Origin of the sequence: Pseudonocardia sp. NPDC049635 (assembly GCF_040659795.1) — a bacterium.
In the GTDB taxonomy this organism is placed as follows: domain Bacteria; phylum Actinomycetota; class Actinomycetes; order Mycobacteriales; family Pseudonocardiaceae; genus Pseudonocardia.
The window spans coordinates 80,034-101,663 of record NZ_JBFAON010000012.1; the positions used below are offsets into that span (position 1 = coordinate 80,034).

The 21,630-nt window shown below is 73.7% G+C and carries 16 protein-coding genes and 1 pseudogene; 10 read left to right on the plus strand and 7 right to left on the minus strand.

Annotated features, from left to right (window positions below; genetic code table 11):
- Nucleotides 1-99: 99 nt before the first annotated feature.
- On the minus strand, nt 100-1,239 hold the full coding sequence (locus AB0J24_RS16305) for an NlpC/P60 family protein (RefSeq protein WP_358681741.1): 1,140 nt from the start codon (nt 1,237-1,239) through the stop codon (nt 100-102).
- Nucleotides 1,240-1,837: 598 nt separating this feature from the next.
- Between AB0J24_RS16305 and AB0J24_RS16310 the strand changes: the two genes are divergently transcribed.
- Complete coding sequence (locus tag AB0J24_RS16310; RefSeq protein WP_358681744.1) at nt 1,838-3,265, plus strand: glycosyltransferase; 1,428 nt, start codon at nt 1,838-1,840, stop codon at nt 3,263-3,265.
- Between the two features lie 29 nt (nt 3,266-3,294).
- Here the strand turns inward: AB0J24_RS16310 and AB0J24_RS16315 are convergent, their stop codons facing one another.
- Complete coding sequence (locus tag AB0J24_RS16315) at nt 3,295-4,473, minus strand: CoA transferase (RefSeq protein ID WP_358681747.1); 1,179 nt, start codon at nt 4,471-4,473, stop codon at nt 3,295-3,297.
- An 82-nt stretch (nt 4,474-4,555) separates the two neighbouring features.
- On the opposite strand from AB0J24_RS16315, the gene AB0J24_RS16320 reads away from it, so the two are divergent.
- The gene (locus AB0J24_RS16320) at nt 4,556-5,290 is read left to right on the plus strand and encodes a GntR family transcriptional regulator (protein ID WP_358681750.1); all 735 of its coding nucleotides are present in this window, start codon (nt 4,556-4,558) and stop codon (nt 5,288-5,290) included.
- A 132-nt stretch (nt 5,291-5,422) separates the two neighbouring features.
- On the opposite strand, the gene AB0J24_RS16325 is transcribed toward AB0J24_RS16320, so the two are convergent.
- The gene (locus AB0J24_RS16325; protein ID WP_358681753.1) at nt 5,423-6,823 is read right to left on the minus strand and encodes an SLC13 family permease; all 1,401 of its coding nucleotides are present in this window, start codon (nt 6,821-6,823) and stop codon (nt 5,423-5,425) included.
- 154 nt (nt 6,824-6,977) lie between these two features.
- Between AB0J24_RS16325 and AB0J24_RS16330 the strand changes: the two genes are divergently transcribed.
- Genes AB0J24_RS16330 through AB0J24_RS16340 form a run of 3 tightly spaced genes read left to right on the plus strand, consistent with a single transcriptional unit; the run spans nt 6,978 to nt 11,915 of the window.
- Nucleotides 6,978-8,141: an aminotransferase class V-fold PLP-dependent enzyme gene (locus AB0J24_RS16330; protein ID WP_358681756.1), complete on the plus strand. Its 1,164-nt coding sequence runs from the start codon at nt 6,978-6,980 to the stop codon at nt 8,139-8,141.
- A gap of 48 nt (nt 8,142-8,189) precedes the next feature.
- Complete coding sequence (locus tag AB0J24_RS16335; RefSeq protein ID WP_358681759.1) at nt 8,190-11,156, plus strand: FAD-linked oxidase C-terminal domain-containing protein; 2,967 nt, start codon at nt 8,190-8,192, stop codon at nt 11,154-11,156.
- Nucleotides 11,157-11,159: 3 nt separating this feature from the next.
- Nucleotides 11,160-11,915 (plus strand): fumarylacetoacetate hydrolase family protein, encoded by a 756-nt coding sequence (locus tag AB0J24_RS16340; protein ID WP_358681762.1) that lies wholly within the window; start codon nt 11,160-11,162, stop codon nt 11,913-11,915.
- Here the strand turns inward: AB0J24_RS16340 and AB0J24_RS16345 are convergent.
- A complete protein-coding gene (locus AB0J24_RS16345; protein ID WP_358681765.1) occupies nt 11,912-13,084 on the minus strand; it encodes a glycosyltransferase family 4 protein in 1,173 nt (390 codons plus the stop codon). The genes AB0J24_RS16340 and AB0J24_RS16345 overlap by 4 nt on opposite strands.
- Before the next feature lie 149 nt (nt 13,085-13,233).
- On the opposite strand from AB0J24_RS16345, the gene cobF reads away from it, so the two are divergent.
- The 3 genes from cobF to lnt all read left to right on the plus strand — a co-directional run bounded on the left by cobF (nt 13,234) and on the right by lnt (nt 17,204).
- Complete coding sequence (gene cobF / locus AB0J24_RS16350) at nt 13,234-14,031, plus strand: precorrin-6A synthase (deacetylating) (protein ID WP_358681767.1); 798 nt, start codon at nt 13,234-13,236, stop codon at nt 14,029-14,031.
- Between the two features lie 20 nt (nt 14,032-14,051).
- Complete coding sequence (gene mptB, locus AB0J24_RS16355) at nt 14,052-15,542, plus strand: polyprenol phosphomannose-dependent alpha 1,6 mannosyltransferase MptB (protein ID WP_358681770.1); 1,491 nt, start codon at nt 14,052-14,054, stop codon at nt 15,540-15,542.
- Between the two features lie 111 nt (nt 15,543-15,653).
- Complete coding sequence (gene lnt / locus AB0J24_RS16360; protein ID WP_358681772.1) at nt 15,654-17,204, plus strand: apolipoprotein N-acyltransferase; 1,551 nt, start codon at nt 15,654-15,656, stop codon at nt 17,202-17,204.
- Nucleotides 17,205-17,210: 6 nt separating this feature from the next.
- Here lnt and AB0J24_RS16365 read toward each other — a convergent pair whose 3' ends face one another.
- Nucleotides 17,211-17,720 (minus strand): helix-turn-helix domain-containing protein, encoded by a 510-nt coding sequence (locus tag AB0J24_RS16365; protein WP_358681775.1) that lies wholly within the window; start codon nt 17,718-17,720, stop codon nt 17,211-17,213.
- A 145-nt stretch (nt 17,721-17,865) separates the two neighbouring features.
- Here AB0J24_RS16365 and AB0J24_RS16370 point away from each other — a divergent pair.
- Nucleotides 17,866-18,234: pseudogene (locus AB0J24_RS16370) on the plus strand (DUF5709 domain-containing protein); the annotation flags it as partial.
- A 173-nt stretch (nt 18,235-18,407) separates the two neighbouring features.
- Here AB0J24_RS16370 and AB0J24_RS16375 read toward each other — a convergent pair.
- A complete protein-coding gene (locus AB0J24_RS16375; RefSeq protein ID WP_358681778.1) occupies nt 18,408-18,818 on the minus strand; it encodes an SsgA family sporulation/cell division regulator in 411 nt (136 codons plus the stop codon).
- Nucleotides 18,819-19,085: 267 nt separating this feature from the next.
- The gene (locus tag AB0J24_RS16380) at nt 19,086-19,745 is read right to left on the minus strand and encodes a hypothetical protein (RefSeq protein ID WP_358681781.1); all 660 of its coding nucleotides are present in this window, start codon (nt 19,743-19,745) and stop codon (nt 19,086-19,088) included.
- A gap of 181 nt (nt 19,746-19,926) precedes the next feature.
- On the opposite strand from AB0J24_RS16380, the gene AB0J24_RS16385 reads away from it, so the two are divergent.
- Nucleotides 19,927-21,624 (plus strand): AMP-binding protein, encoded by a 1,698-nt coding sequence (locus tag AB0J24_RS16385; RefSeq protein ID WP_358681784.1) that lies wholly within the window; start codon nt 19,927-19,929, stop codon nt 21,622-21,624.
- Nucleotides 21,625-21,630: the final 6 nt, after the last annotated feature.

Sequence of the window (21,630 nt, forward strand, 5' to 3'; positions counted from 1 at the left end):
CGGAACCGCGGTTCCTGCCCGGGCCCACGGAGGACCGGAGACGCCGGTCGGGCCGGCCCCTCCCCAGGGGCCGGCCCCACCACGTCGCGTCGTGCCCGGTCAGACCCGGATCGCGTTGTGGAACGGCATCGCGTCGATGTCGGAGTACTTGACCGGCTCACCGCTGGTCGACGCGTGCAGGATCTTGCCGTTGCCGGCGTAGATGCCGACGTGGCTGACCGGCGAGTAGAAGAACACCATGTCACCGGGCTTCAGCTGGCTCTTGGAGACCGACTGGCCGCCCATCTGCGACTGGGCGCTGGACGTCCGCGGCAGGTCGATGCCGGCCTGCTCGAAGGCCCACACCATCAGACCCGAGCAGTCGAAGGCGTTCGGGCCGGTGGCACCCCACTTGTAGGGGGCGCCGAGGGCGGTCTTCGCGGTGGCGAGCGCCTGGAGGCCGGTGGCGGACCCGCTCAGGTCGCCGACGACGTCACCGGCGCCCGATCCGGCGCCCCGGCCCGCGTTGTTCGCCGCCCGCTCCCCGGCGCGGGCCCGCTCCCGCTCGGCGCGCTCCTCCGCCTCCTGCTGGGCGACCGCGGCGATCCGCGCCGCGTCGGCCTGCTCGAACGCCTGCGGCACCGCTGCGGTGGCCTGCTCCAGCCCGTTCCCGAGGGTGGTCGCCGCCTCGCTGGTCCCGGCGCCGCCCTGCTCGGAGCCCGCGGCGGGCAGCGACAGCGTCATCGTCGCCTCGTTGTTGACCCCCGCGAGACCCACCCCGGCGGAGTGCTCCTCCGCGGCCTGGTCGTCGGGGGCGCTGATCGCTGTCACGACCCCCATCACCGCCGTGGCCCCGACGAGCGTCGCGGACATCGTGGCGGCCACCGCACGCGGGTTGCGACCGAACGGACCGGTGTCGGAGGTGCCGCTCACCAGGCCGATCGCGGACCGCGACGTGACGCCCGCCGGGAGGTCCCGGGAGACGATCGAGTCGTCGGCGCCGGGGAGGGGAGCCACGGGGAACCCGGTCGCCGGGGTGTCGATCTGCTCGATGGCCGGGCCGAAGGCGCCGGTCCGGGCGGCCCGGGCGGCCCGGCGGCCACCGGAGGTGGGGGTGTCGAACCCGGCCTCCGCGTAGCGGGACAGCAGCTCGGCCGCGGAGATGCCGGCGCCGGCGTCACGGTCGCGACGACGACGTGGGGTACCGATGTCGGGGAGCTCGGTCGCGGGGGTCTCGACCGGATTCAGTGCAGTGGTCATTCGTGGTTCCTCGCCGCCGCTGCGGACACTGCCGGAACCGGCGTCGAGCCGGACCTGCCCGCCCCCGCCGCGTGCTGGATGGGCGCCAGGGGGAGTGTCGGCAGGCGGGGTTCGGACGGCCGACCAGGCGCACCAGCCGACGTTGCGTCGACCAGCACGAAGGACCGTAACCGCTCCGTGACTCACATGCCTGTCAGCCCCGCCGGATGTGCGACGAGCGGCGGTTCCTGCGCGATTCACGCGCAGAACTGCCGCCGAACGGTGGGCGCACTGCGCCGTTCGAGGTCTCGGAGGTGGTTTCTGCGACGAACGGTCGGTGCGAGTGGGTGACGGTGCGGGTGCCGGATCGACCGGTGGGCCGGACGGCGCAGGGCTACCGCTCACACGGCCGCCCGGGCCGCCGGTGAGCGTGCGACGGCACCGGGCCGGGTGCTCTGCCACGATCGGGTCGGCGGCCGGGGTCCTGCGCCGGGCGAAACGGACACCGGAGCGGCCACGACTGAACCTCGCGCGGGACGCCGTGCCGGCACCGCCCGCGTCCGGCGGTGCCGGTGAGGTGAACGGGACCGGGCATCCGGTACGAACCCACCACCACCGCATGTCGACACTCACACCGGAGGTCCCCGCAGTGCCGGACCGACCACCCGGCCCGATCTGGGTCGGGGAGACCGCCCACCGGCGTGCCCCGGACGGGCCGCCCGGGGCGGGCCTGAACGTTCCCCCGCGCTTCACCGCCGCCCGGCTGCTGGTCACCGACGCCGGCCTGCCCGTCGGCCAGGTCGACGTCCCGCTCACCGGGGGCCGGGCCGGTGCCGAGGACATCGACCGGGCCACCGCCGCGGTCGTCGCCGCCACCCCGCCCGAGCCGCCCCCCACCTCCGACGATCCGATCACCGTCGTCGTCGCCACCCGTGGTCGCCCGGACAGCGTGCGCCGCTGTCTCGCCGCGATCCTGGCCGGCGACCACGCGCGGGTGACCGTGCTGGTCGTCGACAACGACCCGCCGGACGGCCGCACCCGGGACGTGGTCACCGCGCTCGGCGACGAGCGGGTGCGCTACGTCCACGAACGCCGCCGTGGCGTGTCTGTCGGCCGCAACCGGGGACTGGCCGAGGCGCGGACCGAGGTCGTCGCCTTCACCGACGACGACACCGAGCCCGACCGGCACTGGGCCTCCCGGATCGCGGGTGCCTTCGCCACCGATCCCGGGCTCACCGGGCTCAGCGGACCGGTGCTGGCCGCCCGGCTGGACACCCCGCAGGAGCGGGCCGCGGACGTCGCGCTGGCCTGGAACAAGGGGTTCTCCCCGCGCCGGTTCCGGCTCGAGGACCCGCCGGCGGACTCGGCGGTGTTCCCCTTCTCCCCGGGCCTGTTCGGGATCGGCGCCAACCTCGCCGTGCGGGCCCGGCGGGTCCGCGAGCTGGGTGGCTTCGACGAGGCACTCGGCCCCGGCCGGCCCACCCGCGGTGGCGAGGACATCGAGCTGCTGGTCCGGATCGTGCTGGACGGCGGCACGCTCGCCTACTTGCCCGCCGCCTACGTGTGGCACCACCACCGCCCGTCCGACGGCGAGCTGCGTGATCAGCTCGGGGGCTACGCGCTCGGGCTCGGCGCGTTCCTGGGGAAGGTCGCGCTGGACGGGCCGGCCCGCCGGCTCGCGCTGCGCCGGTTCCCGGCCGCGATAGCCCGGCTGCGCGAGATCGTCCGTCGCGAGTCGGCCGGTGCTGCAGCGGACGGCCCGGATCCCGGCGCCACCGCTCGCGCAGCGGCCGCGGCCCGCGCCGGTGGGGGCTCGGATGCCGGTCCGGGTGCCGGGGCGGCCACCCCGGCGGGTGCGTCCGGCGCGGCGGGGACGCCCCCGGACGCGGGGCAGCGCCGTCACGAGACCGTCGCACTGCCCGACGGTGCGGCGGTGCGGAAGCTGCGTGGTCTGGCCGGTGGCCCGATCCTCTACCTGCGGACCCGGCGGCAGGTGCTGGCCGAGGGCGGCAGCTGTCCGCCGCTGACCGCACCCGATGGGCGCTGAGCCACATCGCGCCGGCCCACCCCGGGCGTTCAGATGCCCGGGTGCTCGGTCGGTCCGACCGGGCGCGCCATCGGTTCCCCGAGCACCGCCGAGGTCGCCGAGCCGAGCGGGGGCCCCGCGTCACCGCGGCGGGCCGGGGTGCGGGAGAAGCGCATCGGCGAGCCGAGCTGGCGGACCGGCCCGAGCCCGGGGTGCGGGGCGTCCCAGAAGAACCCGCGTTCGCGCAGCACCGGATCGTCGAACACCTCGTCGTAACCGGCGATCGGCGCACACGGGACGCCGACCCCGTCCGGGGCGGTGCACACGGCGTCCGTCGAGAGCCCGGTCGTGACCTGCTCGATCAACTCCACCAGTTCGTCGCGCGCGGCCATCCGGGAGGCGCTGTCGGCGAACCGCGGGGCCTCGCGCAGCGCGGCCAGCCCGAGCGCGTCGCACAGCGACACCCACAACCGCTCGGTGTTCGCGCCGACGGTCACGTACCCGTCGGCGGTGCGGACGGCCTGGTAGGGCGCGTAGCGCTGGTGCGCCGAACCGTGCCGGACGGGTACCTCGCCGTCGCCGAAGTACATCCCGGCCTCCCAGACGGCGAGTGAGACCCCGGACTCCAGCAGCGACACGTCGATGTACTGACCGCTGCCGGACCGGTCCCGCTCGCGCAGCGCCGCGGTCACCGCGAGCGCCACGTACAACCCGGTCACCAGGTCGCAGACCGGGACACCGACCTTGACCGGGCCCCCGCCGGGTCCGCCGGTGACGCTCATCAGCCCGCTCGCGGCCTGGGCCAGGATGTCGAGCCCCGCGCGCCCCGCGGCCGGACCGTCCTGGCCCCAGCCCGACGCCGAGGCGTAGACCAGCTCCGGACGCCGTCCGCGCAGCGTCCCGGCGTCCAGCCCGAGCCGGTCCATCGCGCCGGGCCGCAGGTTCCCCACGACGACGTCGGCCCGGTCGGCCAGCGCGAGGAACGCCGCCCGGTCACGCTGCTGCTTCAGATCCAGCACGACCGACTCCTTGTTCCGGTTCAACCGCAGGAACGGGGAGCTCTCACCGTTCAGGAACGGGCCCGCGGAGCGGGTCGGGTCGCCACCGGGCGGCTCGATCTTGACGACCCGGGCGCCGAGGTCCGCCAGTTGCATGGTCGTGAAGGGGGCGGCCATGAAGGCGCCGACCTCGAGCACGAGTACCCCGGTCGGGGGAGGATCGGTCGTCATGCGGGGGCTCCTGGTTCCTGCGGGCCGCCGTGACGGTCTGCTATACGGTATACAGAGTGGGGTCGGAATCGAGGTGGTGACCGTGACCGCGGTGCAGTCCGGAGTGCCGGGGCGAATCGTCGCCCCGCCGAGCATGGCCGATCTGGCCACCGACGCGATCCGGGCGATGATCTTCTCCGGCGAGCTCGCACTGGGGGAGCGGCTGGTCGAGGCGCGGCTCACCGAACGCCTCGGCGTGTCCCGTCCGCCGCTGCGCGAGGCATTGCAGCGGCTGGGCCACGAGGGCCTCGTCGTCTCCCATCCCCGTCGCGGCGCCACGGTCCGCGCCCTGAGCAGGCACGACGTCTACGAGATCGTGACGCTGCGCGAGGAACTGGAGTCGATCGCCGTCCGGTTCGGGATCCCGGTGCGCTCGCCCGCCCGGCTGGCCCGCTGCCACGACGCGCTGCGGTCGTTCTCGGAGACCGCCCGCGCCGCCGACGAGGGCCGCTTCCTGCAGCACAAGTTCGACTTCCATCTCGCCGTCGTCGATCTCGCGGGGCACTCCCGGTTGACCGAGGCCTACCGCGCGTTGTCCTCGCAGCTGCAGCTCTGCATGGCGCTGAACCGGACCGCCCGGCGCGACCGGGAGAGCCTGCTGGACAACGTCGAGCGGCACCGCGAGCTGTTGGAGGTCATCGAGGCCGGCGATCCGGATGCGGTCCAGCGTGCCTTGACCGCGCACGGCCACGGATCGTTCCTGCTCGGCGTGGTCGACCAGCTCGACGGGGGCAGCCCGGAGTCGGAGAGCTGGCTCGCCGCGCGCCGCGGCGGCTGAGCGGCCCGGGCGTCGGTGCGGCGGGCGCGGACGCCCGCCCGGCGCGGGCGGTGCGGACATCGTGCTCCTCGCAGGTCGTCGCAGGTCGTCGGGGTCGCCGACCCGGCGGGGCCGGCCGCCGGGTGTGCCGGATCAGCCCCAGCCGGGTACGACGAAGATCAGCCAGCTGAGCAGCGGTGCCACGACGCACATGCTGAAGCCCCAGATCATCAGGCCGCGGAACACCCGGTCGGTCTGTTCCGTCGGCGAGTTCGCCACCACCAGCGCGCCGCTGGTGGAGAACGGCGACGAGTCCACCACCGACGAGGAGATCGACAGCGCGATGATCAGTCCGATCGGACCGATCTCACCGCCCAGCAGGAACGGCACGGCGAGCGGGATGAGCGCGCCCAGGATGCCGGTGGTCGAGGCGAAGGCCGAGACCACGGCACCGATCAGGCAGATCAGGATCGCGGCGAACAGCGGCGCGCCGATCTGCGACACCATGTTGCCGAGCCAGTCGATCGTGCCGACCCGTTCCATCAGGGCCACGAACGTCACGATCCCGCAGATCAACAGCACCGTCGGCCACGCGACCTGACCCACCGCCGCCTTCGCCGAGGTCGGCGAGATCAGCGACAGCACCACCGCGACCGTCAGCGCGGTGAAGCCCACGTCGAGACCGAAGGCGAGTGCCCCGACGGCCAGGAAGAGCAGGCCGAGGACGGTCAGGATGTGGTCGCGCTCCAGCGGGAGGTGCTCCGGCTCGCCGTCGGTGGCCCCCGCGTCGGTGTCACCGCCACGGCCACCGCCACCACGGTTGCCACCGGTCGCGGTCGCGGCCCGCGAGTGCCCCACGGCGCCACCGCCCAGTGCCACCGACGTCGCGGGCTCCGCTGCGACAGCGATCCGGCCACCCCCGCCGAGGGCGGTGTTCTCCGCCGAGCGGCGCAGCAGCTCGCGTCCACCGAAGAGGAAGAACACCACGACGCTGAGCACCAGGTTGAACATGAACGACGACACGAACAGCAGACCGGGGTTGCTGGGCAGCCCGTTGCGGCCGACCACGCCGTTGACGATGCTGCCGAAGATGCTGATCGGGGAGAACCCACCGGCGCTGGCCCCGTTGATGATCAGCAGGCCCATCAGCATCGGGTTGATCCGGTAGCGCAGGGCGAAACCCATCCCGATCGGGGCGATGATCGCGACGGCCGCGGGGACCACCGCGCCCGCCGCGGTGAGCACGGCGGTCACGCCGAACATCACCCACGGGATGAGCGCGATCCGGCCGCCCACGGCGCGCACCGCCAGCTGGACGAGCCGGTCCACGGTGCCGTTCCCCTTCGCGATCGCGAACAGGAACGTCACCCCGACCAGGATGACGAACAGGTCCCCGGGAAAACCTCCGACGATGTCGTCGGTGTCCTCGCCGACGAACGCGGTTCCGACCACGAAGGCCGCCACGAAGGCCAGCGCCCCCATGTGCACCGGCAGGACCGTCGCTATCAGGAACACCAGGCCCAGGGCGACGACGGTGATGAGTTCGATGGACATCGTGATCCTCTGTGGTCGGCGTTGACGCAGTCAGGGTTCAGGGATGTTCCGAGACGAGCACTGTCTCGACGGGAGACTGTAGACGGTATACCGTCTGTCCGCGAGACCCGGTTTCCGTGATACGGAACCGCGGGCGCCGAGCGGAGGGGAACCCATGACGTACGCAGCCGGCCGGCACTTCCTGCAGATCCCGGGGCCGACGAACGTGCCGGACTCGGTGCTCCGCGCGATGTCGGCGCCCACGATCGATCATCGCGGCCCCGAGTTCGGAGAGCTCGGAGCTCAGCTGTTGCGCGACATCCGGCCGGTCTTCGGCACCACCGGGCCGGTCGTCATTTACCCGGCCACCGGCACCGGTGCCTGGGAGGCGGCGCTGGTCAACACGCTCAGCCCCGGTGACGCCGTGCTCACCTTCGAGACCGGGCACTTCGCCACGCTCTGGCAGGAGATGGCCCGGAACCTGGGACTGGAGGTCGACGTCGTTCCCGGTGACTGGCGCCACGGCGCCGATCCGGCGGTGCTCGCGCAGCGGCTCGCCGTCGACTCCACGCACCGGATCCGGGCGGTCTGTGTGGTGCACAACGAGACCTCCACCGGTGTGACCAGCCGGATCCCGGAGATCCGGGCGGCGATCGACGCCACCGGGCACCCGGCGCTGCTCCTGGTGGACACGATCTCGTCGCTCGGCTCGATCGACTACCAGCACGACGAGTGGGGCGTCGACGTCACCGTCGCGGGGTCGCAGAAGGGCCTCATGCTCCCGCCCGGGATGAGCTTCAACGCGATCAGCGACAAGGCGCTCGACGCGTCCCGCACCGCCCGGTTGCCCCGCACCTTCTGGGACTGGGGGCCCATGCTCGCGGCGAACGAGCGCGGCTACTTCCCCTACACCCCGAACACGAATCTGCTCTACGGGCTGCGCGAGGCGCTGCGGCTGCTCCACGCCGAGGGACTGGAGAACGTCTTCGCCCGGCACGCCCGGCACGCCGAGGCCACCCGGGCGGCGGTCCGTGGCTGGGGGCTGGAGGTGCTCGCCCTCGACGAGCGCGAGTACTCCGGCGCACTGACCGCGGTGCTGGTGCCCGACGGTGTCGACGCGGACAAGGTGCGCGCGGTGATCCTGGACCGCTTCGACATGTCGCTCGGCGCCGGGCTGGGCAGACTGGCCGGGCGGGTCTTCCGGATCGGGCACCTGGGCGCGTTCAACGACCTGACACTCGCCGGGACCCTGGCCGGGGTCCAGATGGGGTTGCGCATGGCCGGGGTCCAGGTGGACGGACGAGGGTTGGACGCCGCGCTGGAGCTCCTGCAGGCCTGAACCCGGTCGCCACGTCGGAGAAGCACCGCCGCGAGAGGACGCCCCCGCATGACCACCGAGCTGACCGCCGGCACGACCACCACCCCGCACGCCGCCGCCCCCGACCTGGAGCAGACGCTGGGCTCCCGGCTGGCCGGGGAGGTCGCGTTCGACGACTACAGCCGTCATCTGTTCTCCCGGGACGCCAGCATGTACGCGATCACGCCGCTGGGCGTGGTGTTCCCGCGTACCCACGACGACGTCGCGGAGACCGTCCGGATCGCGGGCGAGTTCGGCGTGCCGGTCGTCCCGCGCGGCGCGGGGACCAGCCTGGCCGGGCAGACCGTCGGCCCCGGCATCGTGCTGGACACCTCCCGGCACCTAAACCGGATCGTCGAGATCGACCCGGCCGCCCGCACCGCCGTCGTCGAGGTCGGGGTGGTGCAGGACCAGCTCAACCTGGCCGCCGGAGCGCACGGGCTGATGTTCGGCCCGGACACCTCCACCAGCAACCGGGCCACCATCGGCGGGATGCTCGGCAACAACTCCGCCGGCAGCGGTTCGCTCACCTTCGGGATGACGATCGACCACATCCGCGCGCTCGACGTGGTGCTCGCCGACGGTTCCACCGCCCGTCTCGAACCGGTCGACGAGGCCGAGCGGTTGCGGCGTGCGCAGGCCGACACCCTGGAGGGCCGGATCTACCGGGAGCTGCCGGCGCTGGTCGACGCGAACGAGAAGGCGATCGCCGACGGGATGCCCCTGTTCTGGCGACGGGCCTGCGGCTACCGGCTGGACCGGCTCGCTGGCTACGGCGGGGCGAACCCGTTCGACCTGGCGAAGTTCGTCGTCGGCGCCGAGGGAACGCTGGTGGTGGCGACCCGGGCGGTGGTCGACCTGGTGCCGAAGCCGAAGCGGACCGTGTACGCGGTGGGGCACTTCGCGACCGTGCACGGTGCGGTGTCGGCCACCCTGGACGCGTTGAGCTGCGGTCCGCACCAGGTCGAGATGATGGACCGGACGATTCTCGACCTGTCCCGGAACAAGATCGAGTACGCGGACCTGGGGAATCATCTCGTCGGTGACCCGGCGGCACTGCTGTTCGTCTCGTTCTCCGGGGACGACGAGCCGGAGCTGGTCGCGAAGCTGGACGTGCTCACCGAGCTGTGGCAGCGCAACGGGCACGGCTACCACACGCTGCGGCTGGTCACCCCGGCCGAACAGGCCGCGCTGCTCAAGGTCCGCAAGTCCAGCCTCGGGCTGCTCATGGCGGCCGGTGAGGGCACCCGGCGTCCGCTGGCGTTCGTCGAGGACACCGCGGTCGCTCCCGAGCACCTGGCCGCCTACACCGAGCGGTTCGCCGCGATCCTCGACGAGCACGGACTGGAGGCCGGATTCTACGGTCACTGCTCCGTCGGCTGCCTGCACATCCGCCCGTTCGTCGACCTCACCGACCCGGAGCAGGTCGCGACGATGCGGGTGGTCGCCGAGAAGATCAAGGATCTGGTCGCCGAGTACGGCGGCGTCAACTCCTCTGAGCACGGCGACGGCCTGGCCCGCTCGGAGTTCAACCGGGAGATCTTCGGCGACGAGCTGTACGAGGCGATGCGCCGGGTCAAGGCGTTGTTCGACCCGGCGGGGGTGCTGAACCCCGGGAAGATCGTCGACGCACCACCGATGACCGACAACCTGCGCGACCGGGACGCCCTGCCGCCCGCCCCGCCGCTGACCACGGCGCTGTCGTTCGAGGTGATCGGATCCGGCTCCGCCACCGGCATGCGCGACGCCGCCGACCGCTGCATGAACATCGGGCTCTGCCGCAAGACCACCGCCGGGGTGATGTGCCCGTCGTACCAGGTCACACTGAACGAGGAGCACTCCACCCGGGGCCGGGCCAACGCGCTGGTGAAGGCGCTGTCCGAGCCGGACCCGGCCGCCGCGCTGGGCGACGAGCGGCTGCACGAGATCCTCGACCTCTGCCTGATGTGCAAGGCCTGCAAGAGCGAGTGCCCGATGGGCGTCGACATGGCGTCTCTGAAGGCCGAGGCCCTGTACCAGCAGCACGCGCAGCACGGCACCCCGCTGCGGTCGCGGGTGTTCGGGGCGATCCGGACGCTGAACCGGCTGGGCGCCGCGACCGCGCCGCTGTCCAACCTGCCCGGCCGGATCGGCTTCCTGCGCCGGATCATGGAGCGCACCGTCGGGATCACCGCGGCACGGCCCCTGCCCCGGTTCGTGCGTGACGACCTGGTCCGTTGGCAGCGCAGGCGGCACCCGGCCGGTGGGAGCGCCGGAACCGTCACCTGGCTCGCCGACTCGTTCACCACCTACACCGAGCCGCACATCGGCCGGGCCGCGATCGAGCTGCTCGAGGCCGCGGGTTGGACCGTGCAGCTCGCGAGCGGGGGCTGCTGCGGCCGGTCCAGCCTGTCCAAGGGCCTGCTCGACGACGCCCGCCGCAAGGCGTCCGGGCTGGTGACCTCGCTGGCCGGGGACACCCCGGACGGATCGCCGATCGTGGGCTGCGAGCCGTCGTGCGTGTTCACGCTGCGCGACGAGACGCTCGCGCTGCTCGGTGACACGGCGCACGCCGCCGACGCGGCACAGGTCGGTGTCCGGGTCCGGCAGGTCGAGGAGCTGCTGGTCGAGGCGATCGACGGTGGATCGCTGGTGCTGCCGGAGCGGTCCGGGCTCAGCGGGCGGCGGGTCGTCTACCACGGTCACTGCCACCAGAAGGCCGAGGTCGGTACCGCCGCCACGCTGGCGCTGCTGCGCCGGATCCCCGGCCTGGACGTCACCGAGATCGATGCGGGCTGCTGCGGGATGGCCGGCTCGTTCGGCTTCGAGGCCGAGCACTACACGACCTCGATGGACGTGGGCCGGGACCGGCTGTTCCCGGCGATCGAGGCGGAGCCCGCGGACACGCTGGTCGCCGCCACCGGCGTCTCCTGCCGTCAGCAGATCTTCCACGGCGCCGGCCGGACCGCGTGGCATCCCCTCGAACTGGTGCGCGAGGCGCTCGGCGGGCGGGGCTGACCGGTGCGCATCGTCCGGTTCGACGGTGACGGCGGACCCGTGCGTACCGGTTGCATCGAACTCGGCCCGAGGGGGGAGATCGTGCGGGAGCTCGGCCCGACCGGCCCGGGGGCGGTCGCCGGGCGGCTCGACGAGCTGCGGCTGACCGCGCCCTGCGAACCCCGCACCATCGTCTGTGTCGGCAGCAACTATCCGTGCCAGCTCGAGGAGAAGCGGCGGCCCTGGCCGGACCGTCCGGCGCTGTTCCTGAAGGCCCCGAACGCCGTCGTCGGACCGGGGGAACCGGTGCGCCACCCCCGGGAGGTGAGCCGGCTGGAGTACGAGGGCGAGCTGGCGGTGGTGATCGGCACTCTCGCCCGGGACGTGGACGAGTCCGATGCCATGCGGTACGTCCTGGGTCTGACCTGCGCGAACGACGTCACCGCCGACGACTGGCGGGCCGACGGGCAGTGGACCCGGGCGAAGAGCGCCGACACGTTCTGCCCGCTCGGCCCGTGGATCGAGACCGATCCGGGGCCCGGGCCGCTGACCCTGACCACCCGGCTCGGCGAGGAGACCGTGCAACGGTCCGACACCGGAGCGATGATCTTCGACGTGCCGCACGTCCTGGCCTGGGTCACCCGGTGGATCACGCTGGCACCCGGTGACGTCGTGCTCACCGGAAGCCCGGCCGGGGTCGGGCCGATGAACCCGGGGGACCGGGTGACCGTCGAGATCGAGGGGATCGGGGCCCTCACGAATCCGGTGGTGCGGCGCTAGCCGGACCCGTGTCGCGGCAGCACCGGTTCCGGTGCGTCCAGCTCGGCCGGGGCCGGGGCGCCGGCGAGTCCGAGCGCGCTGCGGTAGACCGCGCCGAGCGCCTCGGCCCACACCGAGTCCTCGAACCGCTCCAGGAAACGTGCGCGCGCGGCGGTGCCGCGGCGCGCCCGCAGCTGCGGGTCACGGACCGTCCGGACCAGCTCCTCGGCGATCCGGGACGCCGAGACCGGCGTCAACGCGCCGGTCTCGGGGGTCACGATCTCCGGGATCCCACCGACCCGGGTGGCCACCGCAGGCGTCCCGGTGCCGTGCCCGAGGACCAGCCGGCGCGGCATCGTGTCGTGCCGGGTGGTGTGCAGCTGCACGTCCGCGGCCTGCAGCAGCTCCACCGGGTCGATGTCCTTGCGGAACACGACCCGCCCGGACAGCAGCTCGTCACCTGCCACCCGCGACTCCAGCCACGGCCGGAGCGGACCGTCACCGCCCAGCACGACCGTCACCGGCTCGTCCGGTGGGAGTTCGGCGACGGCGTCGAGCAACATGTCCTGTCCCTGCCCGCGCCGCATCGGGGCCACCGAGGCCGCGACGACCTCGTTCTCGGCGACGCCCAGCCCGCGCCGGAACCGTGCGGCCGCCTCGGGGGTCCCGGTCCCGGGGTCGGCGGCACCGTCCGGGATCACCGACAGCCCGGCCGTCGATCCGGCGGCGGCCCGGTACCAGTCCCGCTGCAGCATCGACGTCGCGATGGTCCGGGTGACGAAGCGCTTGCGGGCCAGTGTCTTCGCCGTCCGGCGCAGGTGGTCGCCGCGGTCCGCGGGCTGGGTGCGGATGTGGTGCAGCGTCGAGACGGCCGGGATCCGCAGCCGGGCCGCGGCGGCCGAACCGACGACGTCGGGCCGGAGCCCGTGGGTGTGCACCACGTCGACCCCGTGCTCGCGGAGGGCCCGCAGCACCTGGGGCACCGCCCGCGGATCCCACGGAGCGAGATTCAGTTCCACGACCGGGGTGGCCGTCCGGTCGAGCCGGGCGGCGATCCCGGGCTGGGCGGACGGCGTCAGCGCGACCACGACGAGGCCGTACCCGGCCGCCGGACCGGCGGCCGCGAGGTCGGCGACCGCGGCCGACACACCGCACGGATCGAGCGACTCGACCAGGTGTCCGATCTTCATCGTGCCTCTGCCTCCCGGGACGGATCTGGGGACGTCACCTCGGCGAGGGGTCGACACTACCGAGTGACGACGACCCGTGACGGCCGGGACGCTGCGCGTATCGGGGGACAGGAGCCGGGCGCAGCGGGGCCGTCGATTACCGTCACCGCGTGCGCACGGTGCTGGTGATCGGGATCGGGGCGGGCGACCCGGAGCACCTCACGCTCCAGGCGGTCGACGCCCTGCGGCGGACCGACGTCGTGTTCGTCATCGACAAGGGTGAAGCCAAGGACGACCTGCTCGCGTTGCGCACCGAGATCCTCCGCCGGCACCGCCCGGACGGTGAACACCGGATCGTCGTCGCCCCGGAGGTGGACCGCAATCGTGGTGCGGACGTGGTGCACGACGACGCGCGCTACCGCGACGTCGTCGTCGACTGGCAGGACCGGCGGGCCGAGCTGTACCGCACGATGCTCGAGACCGAGCTCGCCGAGGGGCAGACCGGCGCGTTCCTGGTCTGGGGCGATCCCTCGCTCTACGACGGCACGCTGCGGTTGCTCGACCGGGTGCTGGCCGACGCGCCCGGCGGTGACTGGCGGGTGGAGTCGATCGCCGGGATCTCCAGCGTCGCCGCGCTGGCCGCAGCGCACCGGCTGATCCTGAACCGGGTCGGACGGCCGGTCCTGATCACCACCGGCCGTCGGATCGCCGAGGGGATGCCCGACGACGTCGACGACGTCGTGGTGATGCTCGACGGCCGCACCGCGTTCGCGACGCTCCCCCCGCGGCAGCGCGCCGAGCTCCACGTCTACTGGGGCGCCTATCTCGGCACCCCCGACCAGCTGCTGGTCGCCGGTCCGCTGGACGAGGTCTGCGACGAGATCCTGCAGGTGCGCGCCGCGGCCCGCGAACGGAAGGGCTGGATCATGGACACCTACCTGCTGCGCCGGGGGGCCGAGGACCGCTGAGCGCGGCGGTCGGCAGGTCCATGGGCAGCGACACGACACGAGCCGGCCCGCTGCGATGGACCGGGTTCGCCGGCGCTGTGCTGCTGACCGGCGGCGCGTGGGCGGTGCTCGCCACCGCGCCCCCGGCACCGGCCCCGGCACCGGCCCCGGTACTGGCCGCGGGCGTCACCGGCACCGGTCTGCTGGTGCTGGCGTGGGCGATGGTCGGGCGCCGGGTGCTGCGCGGCGCGGCGCCGCCGGTGGCCTGGTCGGTCCGGACGCTCGCACTCTGGGCGACGCCGCTGCTGTTCGCGCCACCGCTGTTCAGCCGCGACGTCTACAGCTACCTCGCCCAGGGCGAGATCGCGCACCGCGGACTCGATCCGCATCTCGTCGGGCCGCGCGCGGCGCTCGGCACCGCCTCGGGGCCCGGGGCGTTGGTGGACGGGCACTGGGTGGACGCGCCGTCGCCGTACGGACCGCTGTTCACCGCGTCCGCACGGATCGTCGCCGCCCTCGCGGGCGGGGGCCCGGTCGCCGGTGTCGCGCTGCACCGACTCGCCGCGGTCGCCGGGCTGGTGCTGCTGGTGGCGGCGGTGCCCCGGCTCTGCGCGCTCTCCGGCGCGTCGCCCGCGGTGGCGATGTGGCTCGGCCCCGGCAACCCGCTGGTCCTGCTGCACCTCGTCGGCGGGGTGCACAACGACGCGCTGATGCTCGGGCTCGGGTTCGCCGGCACCGCGCTCGCGCTGGAGGCACTCGACGCGTCGCGGGAGCGCATCGGACGGGCGCGGCTCGGCGCCGGGGTGCTGCTCGTCTCGCTGGGGGCACTGGTGAAACTGCCCGTGCTGGCGGCGCTCGCGGTGATCGGCACGGCGCTGGCACGGCGCCGGGGTGCCACATCGATACGGCGCCGGGGCGGTGCGGCGCGGCAGTTCGTGGTGGCCGGGATCGGGATGGCGGTCGCGTTCGCCGCCGTCGCCTCGGCGGTGTCGGTGCTCACCGGAGCCGGGTTAGGCTGGACACGCTCGGTCGGCACCCCGGGCACGCTGTGGAGCTGGATGGCGCCGACGAACTGGTCCGGCTTCGCCGCAGGTGCACTCGCCGGTGCCGACGTCACCGGCCCGCTCATCGCCGCGGGCCGGATCGCCGGAGCGGTGTTCACCGTCGCCGGGATCGCCTTCGTTCTGTACCGCCAGCTGCGCGGCCGGATCGACGCCGTCCCGGCGTGCGGTGCCGTGCTCGGGCTGATCGTGTTGTTCGGTCCGGTGCTGCACCCCTGGTACCTGCTGTGGGCGGTGCTCCCGCTGGCGGCGTCCCCGCTGACGACGCGGGCCCGCACCGGGATCGCCGCCGTCTGCGGGGTGTTCGCGGTACTGCTCCCGCCGCTCGCCGGTGATCACGGTGATCGGCCGTGGACACTGGTCGTGGCGTACGCGACGGCGGTGCTCGTCGCCGGGGCCGTACTGCCGGCGCTCCTGCACCGGGACCGGATGGCGGAACGGGCGGGGCACACCGGCCGGCCCGCGGTCTAGCCTGCGGGACAACGGGCCGGCTCGCCGGTGTGTGATGCGGGCCCCCGGTGCGGTCGTCCGGGCCCGGCGTCCCGGATCATGGGGGCGTCGATCGCGAGGAGCGGATGAGCGATGAGCGGTGTCGTGACCGGCCGTGCGGACGGCCCGGGGGGCCGCAGCACACCGAGGGAGCGCCTCCGCGCGCTGCGGAGCGTCCCGCTGCGCCACGCCGCGGCGCTCCCGGCGGGGGTGCTGCTGCACCTCGCGTTCCCGCCCCGGCTGGTGTGGTGGACCGCACCGATCGCCTTCGCCCTGCTCTGGTGGGCGCTGCAGCGGACGACCGTGCGCCGGGCCGCACTGATCGGGTTCGTCTTCGGGCTGGCGTTCTTCCTGCCGCATCTGGTGTGGATCGAGAACTTCCTGGGCCAGGAGTTCGGGCCGGCGCCGTGGGTCGGGCTCTCCGCGCTGATGGCGGTGTTCACCGCTGCGTTCGGCGCGGTCGTCCCGCTGCTGTCCCGGCTGCCGGGCGCCCCGCTGTGGGCGGCCGCGGCATTCGTGCTGCAGGAGGCGCTGCGCGGCCGGATCCCGCTCAACGGGTTCCCCTGGGGCAGGGTCGCGTTCAGCCAGGCTGAGGGCCCGTACCTGCCGCTGGCCGCGTTCGGCGGTGCCCCGCTGGTGACCTTCGCGGTGGTCGCGACCGGATTCACGGCGGCGGCGCTGGTCACCCGCCCGACCCTGCTGCGCGCGGTACCGGTCCTGCTGCTGGTGGTCGCGCTCGTCGGGGTGCCCGCGCCGCCGGCCGACGCGCAGGCCGGGACGCGCACCGTCGCGCTCGTGCAGGGCAACGCACCGGACCTCGGTCTCGGCCTGCTCGGCGCGCGGGACCTGCTGCGCCGCAACCACCTGGCCGTCACCGCCGAGCTGGCGGACGAGATCCGGGCGGGCACCGTCCCGCGACCGGACCTGGTGCTCTGGCCGGAGGGGGCCACCGGGACCGACGGCACCGACCCGGCGATCGACCGCGCCGTCGCCGATCTCGGTGTCCCCACGCTGATCGGCGCCATGTACCGCCACGCGGACGGCACCGAGAACGCCGTCGTCGCCTGGGACCCTCGGACCGGCCCGGGGGAGCGGTACGCCAAGCAGGAGCTCGTCCCGTTCGCCGAGCGGATCCCGCTGCGGCCGATCGCCAGCCTGGTCACCCCGTTCGTCGACGTCCCGGACCTGCTGGCCGGGGGCCGGCCGGGCCGGATCGATCTCGCGGACACCCGGCTGGGGGTGGGGATCTGCTACGAGGTCGCCTACGACTGGGTCCTGCGCGAGGCCGCCGGGCGGGGGGCTCAGCTGCTGGTGGTCCCCACCGACAACGCCTGGTACGGGCCGGGGGAGATGACCTACCAGCAGCTCGCGATGGCCCGGCTGCGCGCCGTCGAGCACGGCCGGGCGGTCGTCGTCCCGGCGCTGAGCGGGGTCAGCGCGGTGGTGCGGCCGGACGGCAGCGTCGCCCGCTCCACCGAGATGTACACCGCGGCGACGGTCGTCGAGCAGGTGCCGCTGCGCACCGACGTCACGCCGGCGACGCGGTGGGGCGGTGCCGTGGAGATGCTGTTCGTCGCCGCCGCGGTCGGCGGTTGTCTGGCCGGGGCGGTGCGACACCGCAGGCGCCGGACCGGCAGGCCCTGAGCCGGCTCACCGGTCGAGCGGGCCGTCGAGCAGGGCGGTCGCGGTCCGCCGGACGTGCGTCAGCAGGTCCTCGGTGGTGCTGCGGCCGATGGAACCGTCCGGCAGCACCGGGTGCACCAGGCTCAGCCCGAGCAGCCAGGCCAGCAGCAGCTCGACCCGCACCGCTGCCGCCGCCTCCGAGGTGCCCGCCGAGCGGACGACCGAGCCGAACAGATCGTGCTCGGGACCGGTACCGCTGTCGAAGATCGAGCGGATCGTGCGCTCGAGCAGCTCCTCGGGCGGGCCGCCGTGCAGCACCGCCAGCGCGCGTTCCGCGGCGACCCGGGCGAACAGCGCCTCTTTGCTGCCGAAGTAGCGGAACAGCAGCGCCTGGTTGACCCCGGCGCGCTCGGCGATCGCCCGCACCGGGGTGCGGTCGTAGCCGTGCTCGGCGAACAGGTCCGCGGCCGCCGCGAGCAGCGCCCGTCGGGTGGCGTCACCGGAACGCAGCGGCGGGGCACCGGACTCGGCGGCCACGGGCGGGCTCCTCTCCTGCGGATCGCGATTGATCAGGTCAGTGGACGGTAGCGCCCACCCGGCGTGCGCATGGCACTCGCGGTGCCCGGGTACAGCCGCAGGGACCATCCGAGCCGACATCCGAAACCCGGAGGACGTGGAACACATGGCCGCAGGCGACGAGAACGAGTTCCAGCCGGAGGCGCCGGACCTGGCGTCGGCATTGCAGCTCGACACCGACGAGGCGCTGACCGGCCCCTCGGACGCCGACCCGCTGGACTCCGGTTACGTGCCGCCGGACCGGCCGTACGGGGTCGACGACAACGCCGTCACCCCGGCCGGGGAGAGGGCCGGTGAGACCCACGACGAGCGGCTCGCCAAGGAGGTGCCGGACGAGCTGTCGACGGCGGACACCGACCGTTCGGGCCGGTTGGTGAACGTGACCGACTCACCCGACGGCGGGCCCGCGGTGGACGGTGCGGCGCACGACGTCGGCATCGACGGCGGGGCGGCCGGGGCGGAGGAGGCCGCCGTGCACGAGGCGGACCAGCGGCTCGTCCCGGTGGTCGACGAGTCGCCGGCCGGCGACCCGGAGGTCAGCGCCCAGCTGGCGGAGGACGCCGACCGGGCCGACGAGGCCGCGGCGCACGCCGAGTGGACGCCGACAACCACCCGGAGTGGCCGGACCGCAGCTGAGCGCGTTACCGGTCAGGCAGCGCTGCCGGTGAGCCGGGCGATGGCGCCGTCGAGATCGAGGTGGTCGTTCTCCTCGCCGAGGTCGACGATCTCCAGCGTCGCCTCCACGAACTGGGCGAGCAGGTCACGGTCGACCTCGAGGACCGCGGACCCGCCGTCGGAGCGGATCTCGATCTCGACGACGTCGTAGCCGTCGACCCGCCGCGGCGCCATCCGGATGTCACCGATGCCGGTCGGCGTGGTCAGCCCCTCGATGACCAGGTCGCGGGCGACCAGCCAGTCGATCCAGCGGTCCGCGGAGCGGCGCACGGAGAACGAGATCGCGAACGGGTCGGCCGCGCGGAACGCCCAGCGGCTCACGATCGGGGACGCCTGGCCGTGCAGCACGGTGAAGACGTCCTGCTGGATCGAGTCGCTGGTCATCTCGCTCGCCCTCCGAAACCGTGCCCCGGACCGCCGTGGTGTGCCGCGGCCTCACCGGGAACATCGCCGGAAAGGTCCCCGGCGCTGCACATCCGACGCGGATTCACCCGTTCGCGCCATCTGTCGTTCACGTCACGATACGGAAGTGGCACAGCGGGTCCAACGATCGGGCGGGCTCGGGGAGACGGCCGTCGAGGTCGCCGGATCCGGTGACACCGGGTAGTCCCCTCGGGTCGACGCCGGCGGGCCCGGTGCCCGGCGCGGCGCTCAGTGCCGGGTGACGGCGGTGACCAACCAGATCCCGCCGGGGCCCTCGCGCACGGTCTGTTCCAGCGTGACGGTCGCCCTCGCCGGCGACCGGCCGTCGGTGACGTCGTGGACACCGGGGGCCAGCTCGGTGAGCGTGGGGTCGCGGTAGCCGAGTTCGGCGCCGACGTAGGAGATCGTGACCTCTCGCGGGTCGAGCAGCCAGGGGTCACCGCCGCGATCGGCCTGCTGTTGCATCCGCTGTGCGGTCGCGGTGTCGCCCGCGGGCCACAGCGGCACGTCCTGCTCCGCCCGGGGTTCTGGCACCGCCTGCGGAGGGGGCGGCGCCCCGTGCGTCCCGTCGCCCCCGCCGGTCGGTGCGGGGGCGGGACGCGCGGGCTCCCCGGCCGGGGTGGGCGCACCGGACGGGACGGGCGGGGGCGATGCGGTCGTCGGGTCCGTGCTCGGCGGGGCGGAGACCGGCGGGCCGGACGTCGGCGGCGCTTCGGGCAGCGCGGCGTTCCCGCAGCCGACGAGCAGGACGACGAGCACCAGCATCGCCAGCCCGACGAACGCACCACGCAGCACCACCCGGGGCCCGAGCCGTCCCGCCCGGTTGCCGGCCGCGCGGCCGCGTGCGGCCCCGGCGTGGGTCACCTGCGGGAGGTCCGGTGCGGTCACGCGGGGCACCGTAGAGCCGGGTCCGCTCCGTGCCCGCGAGGCAACGCCGCCCCGTTCCGGTGATCGACGCCCACCGGCCGCCCCGGCGGGACGAACGGTGCCGGGAGCGGTCGGAGTGGTTAGGGTCGCTCATGAGCGACGGGGAGCGGCCCCGGCACGAGCCCGACGAGGTGTACGAGAAATGGCGTCCGGTACCGCGGCGACGGAGAAGTTCCTCGCAGCACGCGACTTTCTGCTGACCCATCGTGAGGACTACACCACCGCCTACCGAGACTTCCGCTGGCCCGAGCTCGACGAGTTCAACTTCGCGCTGGACCACTTCGACGTGGTTGCCGCCGATCCGGAGCGCGGTGCACGCCGGGCCCTCTGGATCGTCGAGCAGGACGGCTCGCAGGCGCACTGGACCTTCGCCGAGCTGTCCGAACGCTCGAACCGGGTCGCGAACTGGCTGCGCGCCCAGGGCGTCGGTCGCGGCGACCGGATCATCCTGATGCTGGGCAACCAGCTGGAGCTGTGGGAGACGCTGCTCGCGGCGATGAAGCTCGGCGCCGTCGTCATCCCGGCGACGACCCTGCTCACGCCGGTGGACCTGCAGGACCGGGTGGACCGGGGCGCGGCCCGGCACGTCGTCGCCGCCGCGTCGGACACCGTGAAGTTCGACGACGTCGTCGGTGACTTCACCCGGATCGCGGTGGGCGGCGCGGTACCGGGCTGGCGCGACTACTCCGGCGAGGCGTACTCGGCGGACCCGGCGTTCGTGCCGGACGGCCGCACGGCGGCGAGCGACACGCTGCTGCTCTACTTCACCTCCGGCACCACGGCGAAGCCGAAGCTGGTGGAGCACACGCACACCTCGTACCCGGTGGGGCACCTGTCCACGATGTACTGGATCGGGCTGGAGCCCGGGGACGTGCACCTCAACATCTCCTCACCGGGCTGGGCCAAGCACGCCTGGTCGAACGTGTTCGCGCCGTGGATCGCCGAGGCGACGGTGCTGGTGATGAACTACGCCCGGTTCGACGCCGAGTCGGTGCTCGGAGTGCTCGACTCCTGCGGGGTGACCAGCTTCTGCGCCCCGCCGACGGTCTGGCGGATGCTGATCCAGGCCGACCTGTCCGGGTTGGCGAACCCGCCGACCAAGGTGGTCGGGGCGGGTGAGCCGCTGAACCCGGAGGTCATCGAGCAGGTCGAGAAGGCGTGGGGACGCAAGATCCGGGACGGGTTCGGGCAGACCGAGTCGTCGGTCCAGATCGGGAACCCGCCGGGACAGCCGGTGAAGCCGGGGTCGATGGGCCGCCCGATCCCCGGGTTCGTCGTGGCACTGGTCGACCCGGTGACCGGCGAAGTCGGCGACGAGGGCGAGATCTGCCTGGACCTGAACCACCGCCCGACCGGGCTGATGGTCGGCTACGCCGGTGACCCGGAGCGCAACGCCGAGGCGATGGCCGGTGGCTTCTACCACACCGGTGACGTCGGGTCCCGGGACGCGGACGGCTACATCACCTACGTCGGCCGCGCCGACGACGTCTTCAAGGCCAGCGACTACCGGATCAGCCCGTTCGAGCTGGAGAGCGTGCTCATCGAGCACCCGGCGGTCGCGGAGGCCGCGGTGGTGCCGTCGCCGGACCCGGTGCGGCTGGCCGTGCCGAAGGCCTACGTCGTGCTGGCCGCCGGGCACGAGCCGAACGAGGAGACCGCGACCGACATCCTGCGGTTCGCCTACGACAACCTCGCGCCGTACAAGCGGATCCGCCGGCTGGAGTTCTTCGAGCTGCCGAAGACGATCTCCGGCAAGATCCGCCGGGTGGAGCTGCGCGGCCGGGAGAACGAGATCCACTCCGATCCGCAGGCGCGGGTCGGGACGGAGTACACGCTCTAGGCGCCG

Excerpts from the sequence above, each read along its gene's own strand:
- mptB (WP_358681770.1), top strand. The coding sequence starts at position 14,052 with ATGGGCAGCGACACGACACGAGCCGGCCCGCTGCGATGGACCGGGTTC.
- AB0J24_RS16305 (WP_358681741.1), bottom strand. The coding sequence starts at position 1,239 with ATGACCACTGCACTGAATCCGGTCGAGACCCCCGCGACCGAGCTCCCC.
- AB0J24_RS16315 (WP_358681747.1), bottom strand. The coding sequence starts at position 4,473 with ATGACGACCGATCCTCCCCCGACCGGGGTACTCGTGCTCGAGGTCGGC.
- AB0J24_RS16385 (WP_358681784.1), top strand. The coding sequence starts at position 19,927 with ATGGCGTCCGGTACCGCGGCGACGGAGAAGTTCCTCGCAGCACGCGAC.
- AB0J24_RS16375 (WP_358681778.1), bottom strand. The coding sequence starts at position 18,818 with ATGACCAGCGACTCGATCCAGCAGGACGTCTTCACCGTGCTGCACGGC.
- lnt (WP_358681772.1), top strand. The coding sequence starts at position 15,654 with ATGAGCGGTGTCGTGACCGGCCGTGCGGACGGCCCGGGGGGCCGCAGC.
- AB0J24_RS16325 (WP_358681753.1), bottom strand. The coding sequence starts at position 6,823 with ATGTCCATCGAACTCATCACCGTCGTCGCCCTGGGCCTGGTGTTCCTG.
- AB0J24_RS16335 (WP_358681759.1), top strand. The coding sequence starts at position 8,190 with ATGACCACCGAGCTGACCGCCGGCACGACCACCACCCCGCACGCCGCC.
- AB0J24_RS16310 (WP_358681744.1), top strand. The coding sequence starts at position 1,838 with ATGTCGACACTCACACCGGAGGTCCCCGCAGTGCCGGACCGACCACCC.
- AB0J24_RS16345 (WP_358681765.1), bottom strand. The coding sequence starts at position 13,084 with ATGAAGATCGGACACCTGGTCGAGTCGCTCGATCCGTGCGGTGTGTCG.
- AB0J24_RS16330 (WP_358681756.1), top strand. The coding sequence starts at position 6,978 with ATGACGTACGCAGCCGGCCGGCACTTCCTGCAGATCCCGGGGCCGACG.